The 18,894-nt window shown below is 70.0% G+C and carries 14 protein-coding genes; 11 read left to right on the top strand and 3 right to left on the bottom strand.

The window, feature by feature from the left end; all coding sequences use genetic code 11:
• Positions 1-15: 15 nt before the first annotated feature.
• Together MDN94_RS37770 and MDN94_RS37765 are read left to right on the top strand one after the other, a co-directional pair.
• Positions 16-1,005: a TerC/Alx family metal homeostasis membrane protein gene (locus MDN94_RS37770; RefSeq protein ID WP_482730289.1), complete on the top strand. Its 990-nt coding sequence runs from the start codon at positions 16-18 to the stop codon at positions 1,003-1,005.
• 132 nt (positions 1,006-1,137) lie between these two features.
• Complete coding sequence (locus tag MDN94_RS37765) at positions 1,138-1,797, top strand: alpha/beta hydrolase (protein ID WP_482730288.1); 660 nt, start codon at positions 1,138-1,140, stop codon at positions 1,795-1,797.
• Positions 1,798-1,850: 53 nt separating this feature from the next.
• On the opposite strand, the gene MDN94_RS37760 is transcribed toward MDN94_RS37765, so the two are convergent.
• Both MDN94_RS37760 and MDN94_RS37755 read right to left on the bottom strand, forming a co-directional pair.
• Positions 1,851-2,507, bottom strand: a complete 657-nt coding sequence (locus MDN94_RS37760; RefSeq protein WP_482730287.1) for an MBL fold metallo-hydrolase — start codon at positions 2,505-2,507, stop codon at positions 1,851-1,853.
• A gap of 10 nt (positions 2,508-2,517) precedes the next feature.
• The gene (locus tag MDN94_RS37755; RefSeq protein WP_482730286.1) at positions 2,518-3,201 is read right to left on the bottom strand and encodes a maleylpyruvate isomerase family mycothiol-dependent enzyme; all 684 of its coding nucleotides are present in this window, start codon (positions 3,199-3,201) and stop codon (positions 2,518-2,520) included.
• 196 nt (positions 3,202-3,397) lie between these two features.
• Between MDN94_RS37755 and uvrA the strand changes: the two genes are divergently transcribed.
• Positions 3,398-6,382 carry an excinuclease ABC subunit UvrA gene (uvrA, locus tag MDN94_RS37750; RefSeq protein ID WP_482730285.1) on the top strand — a complete coding sequence of 995 codons (2,985 nt, stop codon included), beginning with the start codon at positions 3,398-3,400 and terminating at the stop codon, positions 6,380-6,382.
• 256 nt (positions 6,383-6,638) lie between these two features.
• Complete coding sequence (locus tag MDN94_RS37745; protein ID WP_482730284.1) at positions 6,639-7,061, top strand: Rieske (2Fe-2S) protein; 423 nt, start codon at positions 6,639-6,641, stop codon at positions 7,059-7,061.
• Positions 7,062-7,092: 31 nt separating this feature from the next.
• On the opposite strand, the gene MDN94_RS37740 is transcribed toward MDN94_RS37745, so the two are convergent.
• A complete protein-coding gene (locus MDN94_RS37740; RefSeq protein ID WP_482730283.1) occupies positions 7,093-8,025 on the bottom strand; it encodes a hypothetical protein in 933 nt (310 codons plus the stop codon).
• Positions 8,026-8,244: 219 nt separating this feature from the next.
• Here MDN94_RS37740 and uvrC point away from each other — a divergent pair, with 219 nt between their 5' ends.
• The 7 genes from uvrC (at position 8,245) to MDN94_RS37705 (ending at position 18,894) form a co-directional block, all read left to right on the top strand.
• Entirely contained in the window at positions 8,245-10,230 is a 1,986-nt protein-coding gene (gene uvrC / locus MDN94_RS37735; protein ID WP_482730487.1) for an excinuclease ABC subunit UvrC, read from the top strand.
• Positions 10,227-11,168, top strand: a complete 942-nt coding sequence (rapZ, locus tag MDN94_RS37730; RefSeq protein WP_482730282.1) for an RNase adapter RapZ — start codon at positions 10,227-10,229, stop codon at positions 11,166-11,168. The genes uvrC and rapZ overlap by 4 nt, the downstream gene beginning before the upstream one ends.
• Positions 11,165-12,199 (top strand): gluconeogenesis factor YvcK family protein, encoded by a 1,035-nt coding sequence (locus MDN94_RS37725; protein WP_441264416.1) that lies wholly within the window; start codon positions 11,165-11,167, stop codon positions 12,197-12,199. The genes rapZ and MDN94_RS37725 overlap by 4 nt, the downstream gene beginning before the upstream one ends.
• Entirely contained in the window at positions 12,190-13,179 is a 990-nt protein-coding gene (whiA, locus tag MDN94_RS37720) for a DNA-binding protein WhiA (protein WP_005318962.1), read from the top strand. The genes MDN94_RS37725 and whiA overlap by 10 nt, the downstream gene beginning before the upstream one ends.
• Positions 13,180-13,366: 187 nt before the next feature.
• Positions 13,367-16,315, top strand: coding sequence for a M14 family metallopeptidase (locus MDN94_RS37715; protein ID WP_482730281.1), 2,949 nt, complete (start codon positions 13,367-13,369; stop codon positions 16,313-16,315).
• A gap of 223 nt (positions 16,316-16,538) precedes the next feature.
• Positions 16,539-17,549 carry a type I glyceraldehyde-3-phosphate dehydrogenase gene (gene gap, locus MDN94_RS37710; protein ID WP_482730280.1) on the top strand — a complete coding sequence of 337 codons (1,011 nt, stop codon included), beginning with the start codon at positions 16,539-16,541 and terminating at the stop codon, positions 17,547-17,549.
• Positions 17,550-17,682: 133 nt separating this feature from the next.
• On the top strand, positions 17,683-18,894 hold the full coding sequence (locus MDN94_RS37705; RefSeq protein ID WP_482730279.1) for a phosphoglycerate kinase: 1,212 nt from the start codon (positions 17,683-17,685) through the stop codon (positions 18,892-18,894).

The raw sequence follows: 18,894 nt of genomic DNA, 5'->3' as shown, positions 1-18,894 counted from the left end.
GACGCCGGAGGCGCAGTGGACGTTTCAATGACCATCTGGGCGCTGACCATTCTTGGTCTCAGCGCCCTCATCGCGGTCGACTTCTTCATCGGGCGCAAGCCCCACGACGTGTCGATCAAGGAAGCCGGCATCTGGACCGTGGTCTGGATCGTGCTGGCCGCGCTCTTCGGTCTCGGCCTGCTGTTCGCCGGTGAGAGCCAGGCGTCGGGCGAGTTCTTCGCGGGCTTCATCACCGAGAAGTCTCTGAGTGTCGACAACCTCTTCGTCTTCGTCCTGATCATGGCGAAGTTCGCGGTGCCGTCGCATCTTCAGCAGCGGGTGCTGCTGATCGGTGTGCTCATCGCCCTGGTGCTGCGAGCCATCTTCATCGCGGCCGGTGCGGCGATCATCGCCAGCTTCTCCTGGGTCTTCTACATCTTCGGCGCGTTCCTCATCTACACCGCCTGGAAGCTCATCCAGGAGGCGCGGTCTGACGAGGAAGAGGAGGAGTTCGAGGAGAACAGGCTCCTCAAGTCGATCGAGCACCGCTTCGGCGTCGCCGACAAGTACTACGGCACCAAGCTCTTCATCCGTAACAACGGGAAGCGCGTCCTGACGCCGCTGATGGTCGTCATGCTCGCCATCGGCACCACCGATGTGCTCTTCGCGCTGGACTCCATCCCCGCGATCTTCGGTCTGACCCAGGACCCGTACATCGTGTTCACGGCCAACGCCTTCGCCCTGATGGGTCTGCGACAGCTGTACTTCCTCATCGGTGGACTGCTCAGGAAGCTGGTCCACCTCAGCTACGGCCTGTCGGTGATCCTCGGATTCATCGGCGTGAAGCTGGTGTTGCACGCTCTGCACGAGAGCGGTGTGCATGTCCCCGAGATCTCCATCCCGGTCTCGCTCGCGGTCATCTGCGGCGTGCTCGTCATCACGACCATCACCAGCCTGATCGCCTCCAAGAAGCAGGCCGAGCGGGAGGCGGCGGAGGACGTGAAGAAGGACAGCGTCGAGGCCTGACGGACCGCGCGGCACCGCGGCCGCGAAGCACGCACCGGCGGGTGCGGACGGAAGCACCGTCCGCACCCGCCGTCGTCCGTTCCCGGTATCTCGTACCGTGACCCACGACAACACCCGGCCGAGACAAGGGATGTGACCGCCATCGCCGTACGGACAGGCGCGAAGGAGCCGCTGCCCGCGCTGCGGCTGTACCGGGCCGCTCAGGAGCCGCTGGCCGCCGTCCTGCTGCTGCACGGAGGTCGCGCCGACGCACTGGAGCCACCGCCCGCCCTCAACCTCCCGCTGGCGCGGATGCAGCCGTTCGCGCGAGCCATAGGCCGTGCCACGGCCGGGCAGCGTGTGGCGCTCGGCCGGGTCCGCTACGGCCACCGCGGCTGGAACGGGGAGCGCGCGGACGCGGCCCGCGACGCCCGCGTGGCTCTGGAAGAACTGGCCACGCTGACCGGGGCGGTGCCGACGGTCCTGGTGGGCCACTCCATGGGCGCGCGGGCCGCCCTGCACGCGGCGGGACACCCGCAGGTGAAGGCGGTCGTCGGGCTCGCCCCCTGGTGCCCGCCGGAGGACCCGGTCGACCACCTCGAAGGCAGGACAGTGGTACTGCTGCACGGCGACCGCGACCGGATCACCGACCCCGCGGAGACCTGGGCGTTCGCCGCACGGGCGCGAGCGGCGGGCGCCGATGTCCGCGAACTGCCCGTGGCCGGCGGCGACCACGCGATGCTCCGCGGCGCGGCCGGCTGGCACGCGCACACCACACGCCTGGTGCTCGAACTGCTCGGCACCACAAGCTGACCGAGCCTGTGGGCTCCGCGCCGGCCCTGGGGCCGGCGCGGAGCCCGGCTGCCTCACCAGCCGCGTGCGCGCCACTCGGCCAGGTGCGGCCGCTCCTCGCCCAGACTGGTGTCCTTGCCGTGTCCCGGATAGACCCATGTCTCGTCGGGGAGACGGGCGAACAGCTTCTCCTCCACGCCGTCGAGCAGGCTCGTGAACGCCTTCGGATCGTCGTGGGTGTTGCCCACGCCTCCCGGGAACAGGCAGTCACCGGTGAAGACGTGAGGGTGGCCGTGCGGGTCGTCGTAGACGAGCACGATCGATCCCGGGGTGTGACCCACCAGGTGACGGGCGGTCAGCTCCACTCGGCCCACCCGGATCGTGTCGCCGTCGTCGACGGGCACGTCGGTGGGCACGGGGATGCCGTCCGCGTCATGACGCCCGGCGTAGGTGCGTGCGCCGGTCGCCCGCACCACGTCCTCCAACGCCTGCCAGTGGTCGCCGTGCCGGTGCGTGGTCACGACCGAGGCGATGGAGTCGTCACCGATCAGCTGCAGCAGCGTGTCCGGATCGGCCGCGGCGTCGATCAGCAGCTGTTCGCCGGTGGCCCGGCAGCGCAACAGATAGGCGTTGTTGTCCATCGGTCCGACCGCGACCTTGGAGATCATCAGGTCGGCGAGTTCGTGCACGTCCGCCGGGCCGCCGACCTTCACCGCTCCGCTGTATGTCATGCGTCTCAGCCTATAGCGGGGGCAGTACGGGCAGCGGGCCTCCGGCGCACTCCAGGGCCGAGCCGTCACGGCGGCCGGACAACCAGCCCAGGACGTCGGCGGGGGAGCCGGAGACGGTGACCGGCGTGCCCTCGGAACCGCCCGTCCGCCACTCGCCGCCGGAGGCGAGGACGGTGGTCGGCGGCACGTCGGAGCGGCCGCTCCAGCGCTCTGCCAGGAACTCGGTCTCCCGCTCCGTGAACTCCTTCGGCAGGTCCTCCAGCTCGTAACCGGCTCCCAGGTCGACATGGTGCAGCTCGACCTCGACGAGGCGGCGGAACGGGACCCGGGCGGCCAGGTCGGTCACGCCGTTGCGCAGCTCCACGGTGCGCTCCCAGTCACCGGAGGCGCGGCCCGCCTCCTGGAAGCGTTCGGCAGAGGCCCGCAGGTCGTCGAGCTGCTCGGGGAGCGGGCGGGGCGCGTCGCGCTCGATGTCGGCGTCGCGCGCCTCACCTGTGACATACATCGGCCGGCCTTCGAGAACATTTACGAGCGCGTCGGCGTTACGGGAGACATGGGCCAGTACGTGCCCGCGGGTCCAGCCCGGCAGCCGTGACGGTCCGGCCACGGCCGCGTTGTCCAGTCCGGCGGCTGCGGTGAGGAGCCGGTCCGTTGCTTCACGTACAGAGCGCAGGTCGCTCACAGGATCGATCATGAGGTCGACCCTAGCCCCGCCCACTCGATCGGGTGAAGGTCTCGACCGACGGCCTAAAATCGAATGCGCGTGCTATACGCTCGGTGGAGGCATCCTTGAAAGTCAGGCATTCATCTACTGGCGGCCCCCATAGGCTGGGAATCAGCCTCGGACGGGGGCTGTGCCTCCGCTTCTACTCAGAAAGGTGCGGACCGGCGTGGCCGACCGTCTCATCGTTCGTGGCGCTCGCGAGCACAACCTGAAAAACGTCTCGCTCGACCTCCCGCGTGACTCCCTCATCGTGTTCACCGGGCTCTCGGGGTCTGGCAAGTCGTCCCTCGCGTTCGACACGATCTTCGCCGAGGGGCAGCGTCGGTACGTCGAATCGCTCTCCTCCTACGCCCGGCAGTTCCTCGGACAGATGGACAAGCCGGACGTCGACTTCATCGAGGGCCTCTCCCCGGCCGTCTCGATCGACCAGAAGTCGACCTCGCGCAACCCGCGCTCCACCGTCGGCACCATCACCGAGGTCTACGACTACCTGCGTCTGCTGTTCGCGCGTATCGGCAAGCCGCACTGTCCCGAGTGCCGCAGGCCCATCTCGCGCCAGTCGCCGCAGGCGATCGTCGACAAGGTGCTCGAACTGCCCGAGGGCAGCCGCTTCCAGGTGCTCTCGCCGCTGGTGCGCGAGCGCAAGGGAGAGTTCGTCGACCTCTTCTCCGACCTGCAGACCAAGGGCTACAGCCGGGCGCGGGTCGACGGGAAGACCATCCAGCTCGCCGAGCCGCCCACGCTGAAGAAGCAGGAGAAGCACACCATCGAGGTGGTCGTCGACCGCCTCACCGTGAAGGACTCCGCCAAGCGTCGGCTCACCGACTCCGTCGAGACCGCCCTCGGGCTCTCCGGCGGCATGGTCGTGCTCGACTTCGTCGACCTCCCCGAGGACGACCCCGAGCGCGAGCGGATGTACTCGGAGCACCTGTACTGCCCGTACGACGACCTGTCCTTCGAGGAGCTCGAGCCCCGCTCCTTCTCCTTCAACTCGCCCTTCGGCGCCTGCCCCGACTGCACCGGCATCGGCACGCGCATGGAGGTCGACCCCGAGCTGATCGTCCCCGACGAGGAGAAGTCCCTCGACGAGGGCGCGATCCACCCCTGGTCGCACGGCCACACCAAGGAATACTTCGGTCGCCTGATCGACGGGCTCGCCCAGGCACTCGGCTTCTCCACGGACATGCCCTGGGCCGGGCTGCCCGCCCGCGCCAAGAAGGCCCTGCTCCACGGCCACAAGACCCAGCTCGAGGTCCGCTACCGCAACCGCTACGGCCGCGAGCGCGCCTGGACGACCCCGGCCTTCGAAGGGGCCGTGCAGTTCGTCAAGCGGCGGCACTCCGAGGCCGAGAGCGACTCCAGCAGGGAGCGCTTCGAGGGGTACATGCGCGAGGTGCCGTGCCCCACCTGCGAGGGCACCCGGCTCAAGCCGATCGTCCTCGCGGTCACCGTGATGGAGAAGTCCATCGCGGAGGTCTCCGCGATGTCCATCAGCGAGTGCGCCGAGTTCCTCGGCCGCCTCAAGCTCAACGCCCGCGACAAGAAGATCGCCGAGCGGGTCCTCAAGGAGGTCAACGAGCGACTGCGCTTCCTCGTCGACGTCGGCCTGGACTACCTGTCGCTCAACCGCGCCGCCGGCACCCTGTCGGGCGGCGAGGCCCAGCGGATCCGGCTCGCCACCCAGATCGGCTCCGGCCTCGTCGGTGTGCTCTACGTTCTCGACGAGCCGTCCATCGGTCTCCACCAGCGGGACAACCACCGGCTGATCGAGACCCTCGTCCGCCTGCGCGACATGGGCAACACGCTCATCGTCGTGGAGCACGACGAGGACACGATCAAGGTCGCGGACTGGGTGGTCGACATCGGCCCCGGCGCGGGTGAGCACGGCGGCAAGGTCGTGCACTCCGGGTCGCTGAAGCAGCTGCTGTCCAACAAGGAGTCGATCACCGGGCAGTACCTGTCCGGGAAGCGGTCCATCCCGACCCCGGAGCTCCGCCGCCCGGTCGACCCGTCGCGCAGGCTGACCGTGCACGGCGCCCGGGAGAACAACCTCAAGGACATCGACGTCGCGTTCCCGCTCGGCGTCTTCACGGCCGTCACCGGGGTCTCCGGATCCGGAAAGTCGACCCTGGTCAACGACATCCTCTACACCCACCTCGCGCGCGAACTGAACGGCGCGAAGTCGGTGCCGGGCCGGCACACCCGGGTCGACGGCGACGACCTCGTCGACAAGGTCGTCCATGTCGACCAGTCGCCCATCGGCCGCACCCCGCGCTCCAACCCGGCGACGTACACCGGCGTCTTCGACCACGTCCGCAGGCTCTTCGCTGAAACGATGGAGGCCAAGGTCCGCGGCTATCTGCCAGGCCGGTTCTCCTTCAACGTCAAGGGCGGTCGCTGCGAGAACTGCTCCGGCGACGGCACCATCAAGATCGAGATGAACTTCCTGCCGGACGTCTACGTCCCGTGCGAGGTCTGCCACGGAGCGCGGTACAACCGCGAGACGCTGGAGGTCCACTACAAGGGCAAGTCCATCGCCGAGGTCCTGGACATGCCGATCGAGGAGGCACTGCACTTCTTCGAGGCCGTCCCGACGATCTCGCGCCATCTGCGCACGCTCAACGAGGTGGGACTCGGTTACGTGAGGCTCGGCCAGTCCGCGCCGACGCTGTCGGGCGGTGAGGCGCAGCGTGTGAAGCTGGCGTCCGAACTGCAGAAGCGGTCCACCGGCCGCACGGTGTACGTCCTTGACGAGCCGACCACCGGTCTGCACTTCGAGGACATCAGCAAGCTGATCAACGTCCTGTCCGACCTCGTCGACAAGGGGAACTCGGTGATCGTCATCGAGCACAACCTCGATGTCATCAAGACGGCGGACTGGGTCGTGGACATGGGCCCGGAGGGCGGCAGCGGCGGTGGCCTGGTGATCGCGGAGGGCACACCCGAGCAGGTCGCGGGCGTCCCGGCCAGCCACACCGGCAAGTTCCTGCGCGACATCCTCGACGCGGACCGGATCAGCGACGCGGTGGCGGCGGTGCCGGCGGCGCGCAAGCCGGCGAAGGCGGCGAAGGTGGGGGCGTCGGCGAAGGCGGCGGCATCGGTGGCCAAGCCTGAGAAGAAGACAGCGGCGCGGGCGGCGCGTAAGGGGTGACGACGGGTGGGGCCGGGTCCGCCCGGCTCCCCACCCCGCCCCTTCCCGGGCCGGGGGCTTCGCCCGCGCCTCGAATGACGGCGAGGCTGAAGTTGCCCGGCAACATCTGCGTCGCCGTCATCCGCCCCGTGCGGCGGCCCCGCACCCACCCGCCCGGCGTCGCGGCGATCTCCGCCGGTATCGTCGGGTCTGTCGGGGCAGCGATGCCACCGGCCGAACCAGATCACACCCGACTCGACCCACCCATGGAGTCCCCATGTCCCCGACCGCCCGCCGTACCGTCCTGAAGGGCGCCGCCGTCGCCGGGGCCGCCGGGCTGGGGGTCGTCGGATGTTCCACCGAATCCAAGCTGGGGCACGCGGAGGTACCCACCCCCACCGCGCCCGTGGACCTGGGTCCGGCGGACGCCGTTCCCGTCGGCGGGGCCAAGCTGTATCGGGAGCAGCGCCTGATCGTGCATTGCCCCGCCGAGGGCCAGTACAAGGCCTTCAGCGCTCAGTGCACCCACGCCGGCTGCGTCCTCGACAAGGTGGAGGGCAGCGAGGGCAACTGCCCCTGCCACGGCAGCCGCTTCGACGTGACGACCGGCAAGGCGCTGAAGGGCCCGGCCACCGTGCCGCTGCCCGAGGTGCCGGTCAGGGCCGAGGGCGGCAAGCTCGTCGCGGGTCCCGGCGCGTAACCCGGCAGGACCCACGCCCGCGGGACCGGGCTCAGTCCCACTCCCAAGCGATGCCCAGGATCCCCGGACGGACCCCCTGCTCCACGAGGTGCACCGTGCGGTGCCGCGCACCGGGCGTGAGTTCCGTGCGGGTGCCCCGCGGCGCCCCTGTCGTGGCCCGGGAGAAGCGGTGGCACCGTTCCGGCAGGGCACCCTGCTCGAAGCGCACCTGCAGCATGTACTGCCCGCCCGCGGAGGTGAAACCGCGTACGTACTCGGTACTCGGGCCGCCGGTGCCGTCCTCGAAGCCGTAGCCGAAGACGTATGTCTCGCCCTCCCGCAACGGGGCGTCGAAGAGCAACTCGGCGACCACGACGCCGCTGGCCCGGTCCCACCGCACCTGGCCCGGGCGGCAGTTCTCCAGGGCGCTCACCGCGACGGCCGCCGGGTCGCAGCCCGTCCCGCCGCGGTGGACGGCGAGGCAGCGGTCGACGCCGTCGCGGTGGGCGCGCACGACCTGCTGCGAGTCACGTCCCAGCAGCTGCCGCCCCGCACCGATCCGAACCCGTTCCTGGTGCCCGATGGTGTGCAGGCCCCGGCCCTCGGGGGAGCGGAGACCGGTGAGGAGCCGCTCCGCCGCGTCCAGGGAGTCCACGAGCGCGTGGTGCGAGCGGCCGGCGGGCCGCTCGGTCTCCGCCGTCCCGACGTCCTTGCCGCTGCCGAGCAGCCGCACCAGGGAGCGGGCGGGGAGGCCGAGGACCTCCTCCAGGGCTCGCACCGCCCGTAGCGACTCGGGGCGCTGCGGGCGCCGGGCGCCCTGCTGCCAGTAACTGAGACTCGTCACACCGACCTTGATCCCCCGGTGGGCGAGGTGGTGCTGCACGCGCTGGAGCGGCAGGCCCCGTACGGCGAGGGCGGCGCGGAGCGCGAGATGGAAGGGGCCTGTGTTCAGCACCCGTGCCAGGTCGGCCTCGGTGTGACCCATCGATTCCTCCGGGGACGTGGAGCGCCGGACGGAAGTGTTCACATCCGGATCGGGCCGTTCACAGCGGCGCGTAACCCCGCATTGAAGCGTGTTGACCTGCCCGCGACAAGGGTCGCCGGGCCATCGGCGTCCGGCGCCCCCGTGGCGGGACAAGGAGGGGCGATCATGTCCCGGACGGGAGTGGCCGGGCTGTCACTGTCCGCCAGTAGGGTGGACGGCATGGCCGACCCCTCCAGCTACCGCCCCAAGCCGGGACAGATCCCCGACTCGCCAGGGGTCTACCGGTTCCGTGACGAGCACCGCCGGGTGATCTACGTCGGCAAGGCCAAGAGCCTGCGCCAGCGCCTCGCCAGCTACTTCCAGGACCTGGCGAATCTGCACCCGCGCACGCGCACCATGGTGACCACCGCGGCCTCCGTGGAGTGGACGGTCGTCTCCACCGAGGTGGAGGCGCTTCAGCTGGAGTACTCCTGGATCAAGGAGTACGACCCCCGGTTCAACGTCAAGTACCGCGACGACAAGAGCTATCCGTATCTGGCTGTCACCCTCAACGAGGAATTCCCGAGAGTGCAGGTCATGCGCGGCGCCAAGCGCAAGGGCGTGCGGTACTTCGGTCCTTACGGGCACGCCTGGGCCATCCGCGAGACCGTCGACCTGATGCTGCGCGTCTTCCCCGTGCGCACCTGCTCCGCGGGCGTCTTCCGCAACCACGTGCAGAAGGGCCGCCCCTGCCTGCTCGGTTACATCGGCAAGTGCTCGGCGCCCTGCGTGGGCCGCGTCACCCCCGAGGAGCACCGCGAACTGGCCGAGGAGTTCTGCGACTTCATGGCCGGCCGCACCGGCACCTACCTCCGCCGCCTCGAGAAGCAGATGATGGCCGCCGCCGAGGAGATGGAGTACGAGAAGGCCGCACGGCTGCGGGACGACATAGAGGCCCTCAAGCGCGCCCTCGAGAAGAACGCGGTGGTGCTGGCCGACGCGACCGACGCCGACCTCATCGCGCTCGCGGAGGACGAGCTGGAGGCCGCCGTCCAGATCTTCCACGTCCGTGGCGGCCGCGTCCGCGGCCAGCGCGGCTGGGTCACCGACAAGGTCGAGAACGTGGACACGGCCGGCCTGGTCGAGCACGCGCTCCAGCAGCTGTACGGCGAGGAGAGCGGCGACGCCGTCCCCAAGGAGGTCCTCGTCCCCGCCTTGCCGGAGGACACGGAAGCCGTCACCGAGTGGCTGGCGGGCCGGCGCGGCGCGGCCGTCTCCCTGCGCGTTCCGCAGCGCGGCGACAAGAAGGCCCTGATGGAGACCGTCGAGCGCAACGCGCTCCAGGCGCTCGGGCTGCACAAGACCAAGCGCGCCAGCGATCTGACCACACGCTCCCGCGCCCTCGAGGAGATCGCCGAGGCGCTCGGCCTGGACTCGGCCCCCTTGCGCATCGAGTGCTTCGACATCTCGCACCTCCAGGGCGAGGACGTGGTGGCGTCCATGGTCGTCTTCGAGGACGGCCTCGCCCGCAAGAGCGAGTACCGCCGCTTCCAGATCAAGGGTTTCGAGGGGCAGGACGACGTCCGGTCCATGCACGAGGTGATCACCCGGCGTTTCAAGCGCTATCTCGCGGAGAAGGACCGCACCGGCGAGTGGATCGGCGGCGAGGACCCGGCGCACGAGGCGCTGGAGGACGACGGCCGGCCCAAGAAGTTCGCGTACCCGCCGCAGCTGGTCGTCGTCGACGGCGGGCAGCCGCAGGTCGCCGCGGCCAAGCGCGCCTTGGACGAGCTCGGGATCGACGATGTCGCGGTCTGTGGTCTCGCCAAGCGGCTCGAGGAGGTCTGGCTGCCGCACGAGGACGATCCCGTGGTCCTGCCGCGTTCGAGCGAGGGCCTGTATCTCCTCCAGCGGGTGCGTGACACGGCTCACGACTTCGCCATCCGCTATCAGCGGTCCAAGCGGTCCAAGCGCATCAGGACCAGCCCCCTTGACGCGGTCCCCGGTCTCGGGGAGACCAGGAAGCAGGCCCTGATCAAGCATTTCGGCTCGGTCAAGCGTCTGCGGCAGGCGACAATCGAGCAGATCTGCGAGGTTCCCGGCATGGGGCGCAAGACCGCCGAGTCGGTGGTGGTGGCGCTGGCGCAGTCGGCGGCGCCCGCGCCCGCCGTGAACACCGCGACAGGAGAGATCATTGAAGACAGCGACGGGGGCAGCACGACATGACTGAGCACGACGGAGACGGAGCAGCAGACGTGAGTACGGGCAACGGCACCGAGCCCCGTGAGGCCGCGGCGGACGTGGCCATCCCGGAGCTGGTGATCATCTCCGGTATGTCTGGCGCGGGCCGCAGTACGGCAGCCAAGTGCCTGGAGGACCTCGGCTGGTTCGTCGTCGACAACCTGCCGCCCGCGCTGATCCCCACGATGGTGGAGCTCGGTGCCCGCTCCCAGGGCAACGTGGCCCGGATCGCGGTCGTCGTCGACGTACGCGGCCGGCGTTTCTTCGACAATCTCCGCGAGTCCCTGGCCGACCTGGACGCCAAGCAGGTCACGCGCCGGATCGTTTTCCTGGAGTCCTCCGACGACGCCCTGGTGCGCCGTTTCGAGTCGGTCCGGCGTCCGCACCCGCTGCAGGGCGACGGGCGGATCGTCGACGGCATCGCGGCCGAGCGCGACCTGCTGCGGGAGCTGCGCGGCGACGCCGACCTGGTGATCGACACCTCCGGCCTGAACGTCCACGAGCTGCGCGCCAAGATGGACGCCCAGTTCGCGGGCGACGAGAAGCCCGAGCTGCGGGCCACGGTGATGTCGTTCGGCTTCAAGTACGGCCTGCCCGTCGACGCGGACCTCGTCGTCGACATGCGCTTCCTGCCGAACCCGCACTGGGTGCCGGAGCTGCGTCCCTTCACCGGCCTGAACGACGAGGTGTCGAACTACGTCTTCAACCAGCCCGGCGCCAAGGAGTTCCTCGACCGCTACACAGAGCTGCTCCAGCTGATCGCCGCCGGGTACCGCCGCGAGGGCAAGCGCTATGTGACCGTCGCCGTCGGCTGCACCGGCGGCAAGCACCGCTCGGTCGCCACCTCGGAGAAGCTCGCCGCCCGTCTGTCCGCCGCCGGTGTCGAGACCGTCGTCGTCCACCGGGACCTGGGGCGCGAGTGACCGGACGCAACCTCCGGCTGCGGCGGCTGCGCAGGACCACGCGCACGCCGTCGGCCCGGAAGCGCGGAGCCCAGCCCAAGGTCGTCGCCCTCGGCGGCGGGATGGGGCTGTCCGCCTCCCTCACGGCGCTGCGCCGTATCACCGGCGACCTCACGGCTGTCGTCACCGTCGCCGACGACGGCGGTTCCAGCGGCCGGCTCCGTGAGGAACTCGGCGTGCTGCCGCCCGGTGACCTGCGCAAGGCCCTGGCGGCGCTGTGCGGCGACGACGACTGGGGTCAGACATGGGCGCGGGTCATCCAGCACCGTTTCCAGTCCCAGGGCGAGCTGCACGAGCACGCGGTCGGCAATCTGCTGATCGTGGCGCTGTGGGAGCAGTTCGGCGACCATGTCCAGGCACTGGACCTGGTCGGCAAGCTGCTCGGCGCGCACGGGCGGGTGCTGCCCATGTCGGCCGTGCCGCTCGAGCTCCAGGCGCTGGTGCGCGGGCACGACCCGAGCCGCCCGGACGAGGTGGACACCGTGCGCGGCCAGGCGACCGTGGCGCTCACGCCGGGTGAGGTGCAGTCCGTGCATCTCGTGCCGAACGACCCGCCGGCCGTCCCTGAGGCCGTGGAGGCCGTGCTGGACGCCGACTGGGTGGTCCTCGGTCCCGGCTCCTGGTTCTCCTCGGTGATCCCGCACCTCCTCGTGCCCGAGCTGCTCGACGCGCTGGTGCAGACCAAGGCGCGCCGGGTGCTCTCGCTCAATCTCGCGCCCCAGCCCGGAGAAACTGAGGGCTTCTCCCCGCAGCGTCATTTGGAGGTTTTGGGACGACACGCGCCTAAACTCGCCCTGGACGTGGTGCTGGCCGACGAGGCCGCAGTGCCCGACCGCGAGTCCCTCGCCGACGCCGCCAAGCGGCTGGGCGCCGCGGTCGAGCTGGCTCCGGTGGCCTCTCCCGACGGACTTCCGAAGCACGACCCGGAACTGTTGGCCGCCGCGTACGACCGTATTTTTCGGATGCATGGAAGGATCGGCCCATGGCGATGACGGCAGCGGTGAAGGATGAGATCTCCCGGCTCCCCGTCACCCGGACCTGCTGCAGAAAAGCGGAGGTCTCGGCCATCCTGCGGTTCGCGGGCGGTCTGCACCTGGTGAGCGGCCGCATCGTGATCGAGGCGGAGCTGGACACCGGCATCGCCGCACGTCGGCTCAAACGGGACATCCTGGAAATCTTCGGCCACAGCTCGGAGCTGATGGTCATGGCGCCCGGCGGTCTGCGCCGCGGCTCCCGGTTCGTCGTGCGGGTGGTGGCGGGCGGTGACCAGCTCGCCCGTCAGACGGGTCTGGTCGACGGCCGTGGGCGCCCGATCAGGGGCCTGCCGCCCCAGGTGGTCTCGGGTGCGACGTGCGACGCGGAAGCCGCCTGGCGGGGCGCGTTCCTGGCGCACGGTTCGCTGACCGAGCCCGGCCGGTCGTCCTCCCTGGAGGTCACCTGCCCGGGACCGGAGGCGGCCCTCGCGCTGGTGGGCGCCGCCCGTCGGCTCTCGATCGCCGCGAAGGCGCGCGAGGTGCGGGGCGTGGACCGGGTGGTGGTCCGTGACGGTGATGCGATCGGCGCGCTGTTGACGCGGCTCGGGGCCCACGAGTCGGTGCTGGCGTGGGAGGAGCGGCGGATGCGGCGCGAGGTGCGCGCCACCGCCAACCGACTGGCCAATTTCGACGACGCCAATCTGCGCCGCTCGGCGCGTGCCGCCGTGGCGGCGGGCGCCCGGGTGCAGCGTGCTCTGGAGATCCTCGGCGAGGAGGTGCCCGAGCATCTCGCGGCCGCGGGCCGGCTGCGCATGGAGCACAAGCAGGCCTCGCTGGAGGAGTTGGGGGCCCTCGCGGACCCGCCGCTGACCAAGGACGCGGTCGCGGGCCGGATCCGCCGTCTGCTGGCGATGGCGGACAAGCGCGCCCAGGACCTGGGTATCCCGGGTACGGAGTCGAATCTGACGGAGGAGATGGCCGACGGTCTGGTCGGCTGACCCTCCTGGCATGTAGCTCAACAGCTTTACTGCCGACGCCTCTTGAGGCGTCGGCAGTGTCGTTTCCCAGCCCGCGTGGGCCGATCCGGCCCTATTGACATGATCATGGAGAGTCATGAGCCTGTCGCATGCCCGTCATCACGGCGGACACGAGCACTTTCCTGGCAGACAACAGCAAGGGGGGCTTATGAGACGCAGAGCGAGATCGATCCTCGCCGCTGCCGCACTCCTGGTCGCGGGAGTGTCGGCAGCGCCGATCGCGCAGGCCGACTCCGGGGGCGGGAACGGCGAAGAACTCGCCGTATGGCATGCGGAAGTGAGCAAGGAACAGGTCCCGTTGATCCTCGCGGCGGGCAGCGACGGCCATGAGCTGGGCGAGCAGATCCCGGACAAGGGCACCGCCACCGTCGAGCTCCACCTCACCGAGCGGCAGGCCGGCGAACTGCGTGAGCAGGGCCTCGACATCACCGAGCACACCCTCTCCGCCAGGACGGAGAAGCGCCTCGCCGCCGCAGGCGACGGTGTCTTCCGCCCGTACAGCGGTGAAGGCGGCCTCAAGGACGAGATCCTCGCCACCGCCAGGGCCCATCCGGCCCTCACCAAGGTCGTGAGCATCGGCCGTACCGTCAAGGGCCAGGACATCCTCGCTCTCAAGGTCTCCAAGGGCGCGGACAGGTACCGCGACGGCTCCAGGCCCGCCACCCTCTACATGTCCAACCAGCACGCCAGGGAGTGGATCACCCCGGAGATGACCCGGCGGCTGATGCACCACTACCTCGACGGCTACGGCAAGGACCCGCGGATCACGAAGATCGTCGACTCCACGGAGCTGTGGTTCGTGCTGTCGGCCAACCCCGACGGCTACGACCACACGTTCACCGGCGCCGAAGAGCGCCAGTGGCGCAAGAACCTCCGCGACAACAACGGCGACGGGCGGATCACCGCGGGCGACGGCGTCGACCTCAACCGCAACTTCGCCTACAAGTGGGGCTACGACAACGAGGGGTCCTCGCCCGACCCGTTCGACGAGACCTACCGCGGCACCGGCCCCGGATCCGAGCCGGAGACCAAGGCCATCGACCGCTTCCAGAAGCGCATCGGCTTCCAGTACGGCATCAACTACCACTCCGCCGCCCAGCTGCTGCTGTACGGAGTCGGCTGGCAGGTCGCCACACCGACCCCCGACGACGTCCTCTACCGGGCCCTCGCGGGCACGCCGGGCAACTCCGCGATCCCCGGCTACCGGCCCCAGCTCTCCTCCGAGCTCTACACCACCAACGGCGAGGCCGACGGCCACGCGGCCAATGTCAACGGGATGATGATGTACACCCCCGAGATGTCGACCTGCGCCACCGCCTCGCGCGTCGACCCCGACGACGAGTGGAACGCCGCGGACTGCGCGTCCATCTTCACCTTCCCCGACGACGAGGAACTCATCCAGCAGGAGTTCGCCAAGAACATCCCCTTCGCGCTCTCCGTGGCCGAGACCGCGGCCCATCCCGACCAGCCGTCCTCCTCGCTGGACCTCACGGCGGCGGACTTCACCCCCGACACCTTCGCCACGTCCTACGCACGGGGCGAGGACCAGGAGGTCTCTGTCACCGCCCGCAGGTCGCTGCGTGACAAGGAGCTCAACTACCGGATCAACGGCGGCCGCACGCACGACGCGGAGCTGCACCCGTGGAAGGGCGGCGAGCGGTTCGGCGGCGAGGACAACCTCCACTTCGACGAGTACCGCGCCGAGGTCGAGGGCGCAGAGCCGGGCGACCGGGTCGAGGTGTGGTTCACCGGCAGGACCAGGAGCGGCGGGCGCACCGAAAGCGAGCACTTCACGTACACGGTCGCGGAACGCCCGCGCGGTGACACGCTGGTGATCGCGGAGGAGGGCGGCACGGCCGCCGCCGCGCACAGCGCCGCCTACACCCGCGCCCTGGCCGCCGGCGGCCACCGCAGTGCCGTCTGGGACGTCGCCACGCAGGGTGCCCCGCACCCACTCGCGGTCCTCGGCCACTTCCGGACCGTCCTTTGGTACTCGGGCGCGGCCGAGCCGTCCTGGGCGACCACGCAGGCGGTGCGGGCCTACCTCAACGAGGGCGGAAAGCTCGTCTCCATGGGCGAGCGCGCCGGCGGTGACGCCAACCTCGGCGGGGCGCTGAGTGACGACTTCTCGCAGTACTACCTCGGGGCCTCTGGACGGGCCTCGCTCGCCGGAGTCACCGGCTTCCTCGGCACGGGACGCCTCACCGGCGCCTCCGGCGCCCTCGGGGGCGTCCCGGGCAACCCGCTGGACGCGGCCGGCGCCTACACGATCACCTCGGACACCCTGCCGCCGGACGAGTTCCCGCAGTTCGACAGCGCCGCCGCCGGTGACTACCCGGGCGCCAGGATGCCGTTCTCACCGTACGGCGGTGAGTGGTACGCGGCGGTCACCCACCGCAACTCCTCGTGGGCGCGGCTGTCCCGCACGATCGACCTGACCGGCACGGCGGCCGCTGACCGGCCCGCCCTCGACATGCGGCTGAGCTTCGACACGGAGCCCGGCTACGACAACGCCGTCGTCGAGGTCCACACCGTGGGCCAGGACGACTGGACGACGCTCCCCGACGCCGGCGGCGGCACCTCCACCGAGGTCCCGGCGCAGTGCGACGGCGGCTTCTACATCGATCAGCACCCGTTCCTGCGGCACTACCTCACCCTCGGCGAGGGCGCGTGCACGGCGAGCGGCACCACCGGCGCGTGGAACGCCTTCACCGGGGCGTCCGACGGCTGGCGGGCGGCCTCCTTCGACCTGAGCGCCTACGCGGGCAAGCGGATCGAGGTCTCCGTCTCCTATGTCACCGACCCGAGCGACGGCGGCCGCGGTGTCTTCGTCGACGACACCCGGCTCGTCACCGGCGGCGTGGAGCAGCCCGTCGAGGGCTTCGAGACCTCGCTGGAGCCGTGGGCGGCCGCCGGCCCACCTGAGGGCAGCCCCGCTCTGCGGGGGAACTGGGAGCGCAGTCAGGACCTGTATCCGTCCGCGTCGGCGGTGAGCACGCGCGACAGTGTGCTGATCGGTTTCGGCCTCGAGCACGTGCGAACGGCGTCCGACCGTGAGCGGATCGTCGCCGCGGCTCTCAGGGCGCTGCGGCGCTGAGAAGAGCCGTGACCGGGCGCGGGGCGGCGCCGTGAACGCCCCGCGATCCGGTGCGGGACACGGTGGCCGGAATTCCTACTGGCGGGTACGGGCCACCGTGTTGCACACACGGCATCTCGATGTCACTACGGGGCCTTCAGGGGGGTAGGGTCGTAGGCGGTCGGGGACATCCCATACAACTCGCCGGCGTCGAAAACCGGCGTACCAACGAGGAGATCGGTTCGTGACGATCCGCGTAGGCATCAACGGCTTTGGCCGCATCGGTCGTAACTACTTCCGCGCGCTGCTGGAGCAGGGTGCAGACATCGAGATCGTGGCTGTCAACGACCTGGGTGACACTGCGACCACGGCCCACCTGCTGAAGTACGACACCATCCTCGGCCGTCTCAAGGCCGAGGTGAGCAACACCGCCGACACCATCACGGTCGACGGCCACACCATCAAGGTGCTCTCCGAGCGCAACCCCGCCGACATTCCGTGGGGCGAGCTGGGTGTCGACATCGTCATCGAGTCGACGGGCATCTTCACCAAGAAGGCCGACGCCGAGAAGCACATCGCCGGCGGCGCCAAGAAGGTCCTCATCTCGGCTCCGGCCAAGGACGAGGACATCACCATCGTGATGGGCGTCAACCAGGACAAGTACGACGCCGCCAACCACCACGTCATCTCCAACGCCTCCTGCACCACCAACTGTGTGGCGCCGATGGCCAAGGTTCTGGACGAGAACTTCGGCATCGTCAAGGGTCTGATGACCACGGTCCACGCGTACACCAACGACCAGCGGATCCTGGACTTCCCCCACTCCGACCTGCGTCGCGCCCGCGCCGCCGCGGAGAACATCATCCCCACGACCACCGGTGCCGCCAAGGCCACCGCCCTGGTCCTGCCGAAGCTGAAGGGCAAGCTGGACGGCATCGCGATGCGCGTCCCGGTCCCGACCGGTTCGGCCACCGACCTGGTCGTCGAGCTCGAGCGTGAGGTCACCAAGGACGAGGTCAACGCCGCGTTCAAGAAGGCCGCCGACGACGGCGACCTGAAGGGTGTCCTCTTCTACACGGAGGACCCGATCGTGTCCTCGGACATCGTCGGCGACGCCGCGTCCTGCACCTTCGACTCCTCGCTGACCATGGTCCAGGAGGGCAAGTCGGTGAAGATCCTCGGCTGGTACGACAACGAGTGGGGCTACTCCAACCGCCTCGTGGACCTTACGGTCTTCGTGGGCAACCAGCTCTGATCAGCAGCGCCTGATCTGATCTGCACCTGATCTGCAACGAGAGCACAAAGATGTGAGCAACAGGGCTCGGGCAGCGCAAAGTGGCGCCGTTCGAGCCCTGTCGCGCGTGCAGCCCTCCGAGGAGCCGTAAAACATGAAGACCATCGACCAGTTGCTGGCCGACGGGGTCGCGGGCAAGCGGGTATTCGTCCGCGCCGACCTCAACGTGCCGCTCGACGGCACGACCATCACCGACGACGGCCGCATCCGGGCCGTGCAGCCGACCATCGCCAGGCTGGCGGAGGCCGGGGCCCGGGTCGTCGTCGCCTCGCACCTGGGCCGCCCCAAGGGCGCCCCGGACCCCGCCTTCTCGCTGGCCCCGGCCGCCGCCCGGCTCGGGGAGCTGCTCGGCACGCACGTGGAGTTCGCGACCGACACCGTCGGTGAGTCCGCCACGGCCGCTGTCGCCGACCTCCAGGACGGCCAGGTCGCCGTCCTGGAGAACCTCCGCTTCAACCCCGGCGAGACCTCCAAGGACGACGCCGAGCGTGGGGCCTTCGCGGACCGGCTCGCCTCCCTCGCCGACGTCTACGTCGGCGACGGCTTCGGCGCCGTGCACCGCAAGCACGCGTCCGTGTTCGATCTCCCGGCCCGGCTGCCGCACGCCGCAGGCTTCCTGATCGACACCGAGGTCGGCGTCCTGAAGAAGCTCACGGAGGACGTCAGCCGGCCCTACGTCGTCGTGCTCGGCGGCGCCAAGGTCTCCGACAAGCTCGGGGTCATCGACCACCTGCTGGAGAAGGCCGACCGCATCCTCATCGGCGGCGGCATGGCGTACACCTTCCTCAAGGCCCAGGGCCACGAGGTCGGCATCTCGCTGCTCCAGGAGGACCAGGTCCCGGCCGTGCTCGAGTACCTGGAGCGCGCCAAGGCCAAGGGCGTGGAGTTCGTGCTCCCCGTCGACGTGCTGGTCTCGCACGAGTTCCCGGACCTGAAGACCAAGGCGCCGGCCAACCCGACCGTCGTCGCCGCGGACGCCATCCCCGCCGACCAGGAGGGTCTGGACATCGGTCCGAAGACCCGCCAGCTGTACGCCTCGAAGCTCGCCGACGCGGCCACCGTCTTCTGGAACGGCCCCATGGGCGTCTTCGAGCACCCCGACTACGCCGAGGGCACCAAGGCCGTTGCCCAGGCGCTCGTCGACTCCCCGGCCTTCTCCGTGGTCGGCGGCGGCGACTCCGCCGCTGCCGTCCGAATCCTGGGCTTCGACGAGAAGGCGTTCGGCCACATCTCGACCGGCGGCGGCGCGAGCCTCGAATATCTCGAAGGCAAGACGCTTCCCGGCCTTGCCGCACTGGAGGACTGA

The organism is Streptomyces sp. WAC00040, assembly GCF_056835925.1.
This window is presented reverse-complemented; position numbering and strand designations above follow the sequence as displayed.

Bases quoted from the DNA above. Each gene is read 5' to 3' on its own strand.
- rapZ (WP_482730282.1), top strand. From the start codon at position 10,227: ATGACTGAGCACGACGGAGACGGAGCAGCAGACGTGAGTACGGGCAAC.
- MDN94_RS37760 (WP_482730287.1), bottom strand. From the start codon at position 2,507: ATGACATACAGCGGAGCGGTGAAGGTCGGCGGCCCGGCGGACGTGCAC.
- MDN94_RS37740 (WP_482730283.1), bottom strand. From the start codon at position 8,025: ATGGGTCACACCGAGGCCGACCTGGCACGGGTGCTGAACACAGGCCCC.
- MDN94_RS37705 (WP_482730279.1), top strand. From the start codon at position 17,683: ATGAAGACCATCGACCAGTTGCTGGCCGACGGGGTCGCGGGCAAGCGG.
- whiA (WP_005318962.1), top strand. From the start codon at position 12,190: ATGGCGATGACGGCAGCGGTGAAGGATGAGATCTCCCGGCTCCCCGTC.
- MDN94_RS37745 (WP_482730284.1), top strand. From the start codon at position 6,639: ATGTCCCCGACCGCCCGCCGTACCGTCCTGAAGGGCGCCGCCGTCGCC.
- MDN94_RS37715 (WP_482730281.1), top strand. From the start codon at position 13,367: ATGAGACGCAGAGCGAGATCGATCCTCGCCGCTGCCGCACTCCTGGTC.
- MDN94_RS37755 (WP_482730286.1), bottom strand. From the start codon at position 3,201: ATGATCGATCCTGTGAGCGACCTGCGCTCTGTACGTGAAGCAACGGAC.
- uvrC (WP_482730487.1), top strand. From the start codon at position 8,245: ATGGCCGACCCCTCCAGCTACCGCCCCAAGCCGGGACAGATCCCCGAC.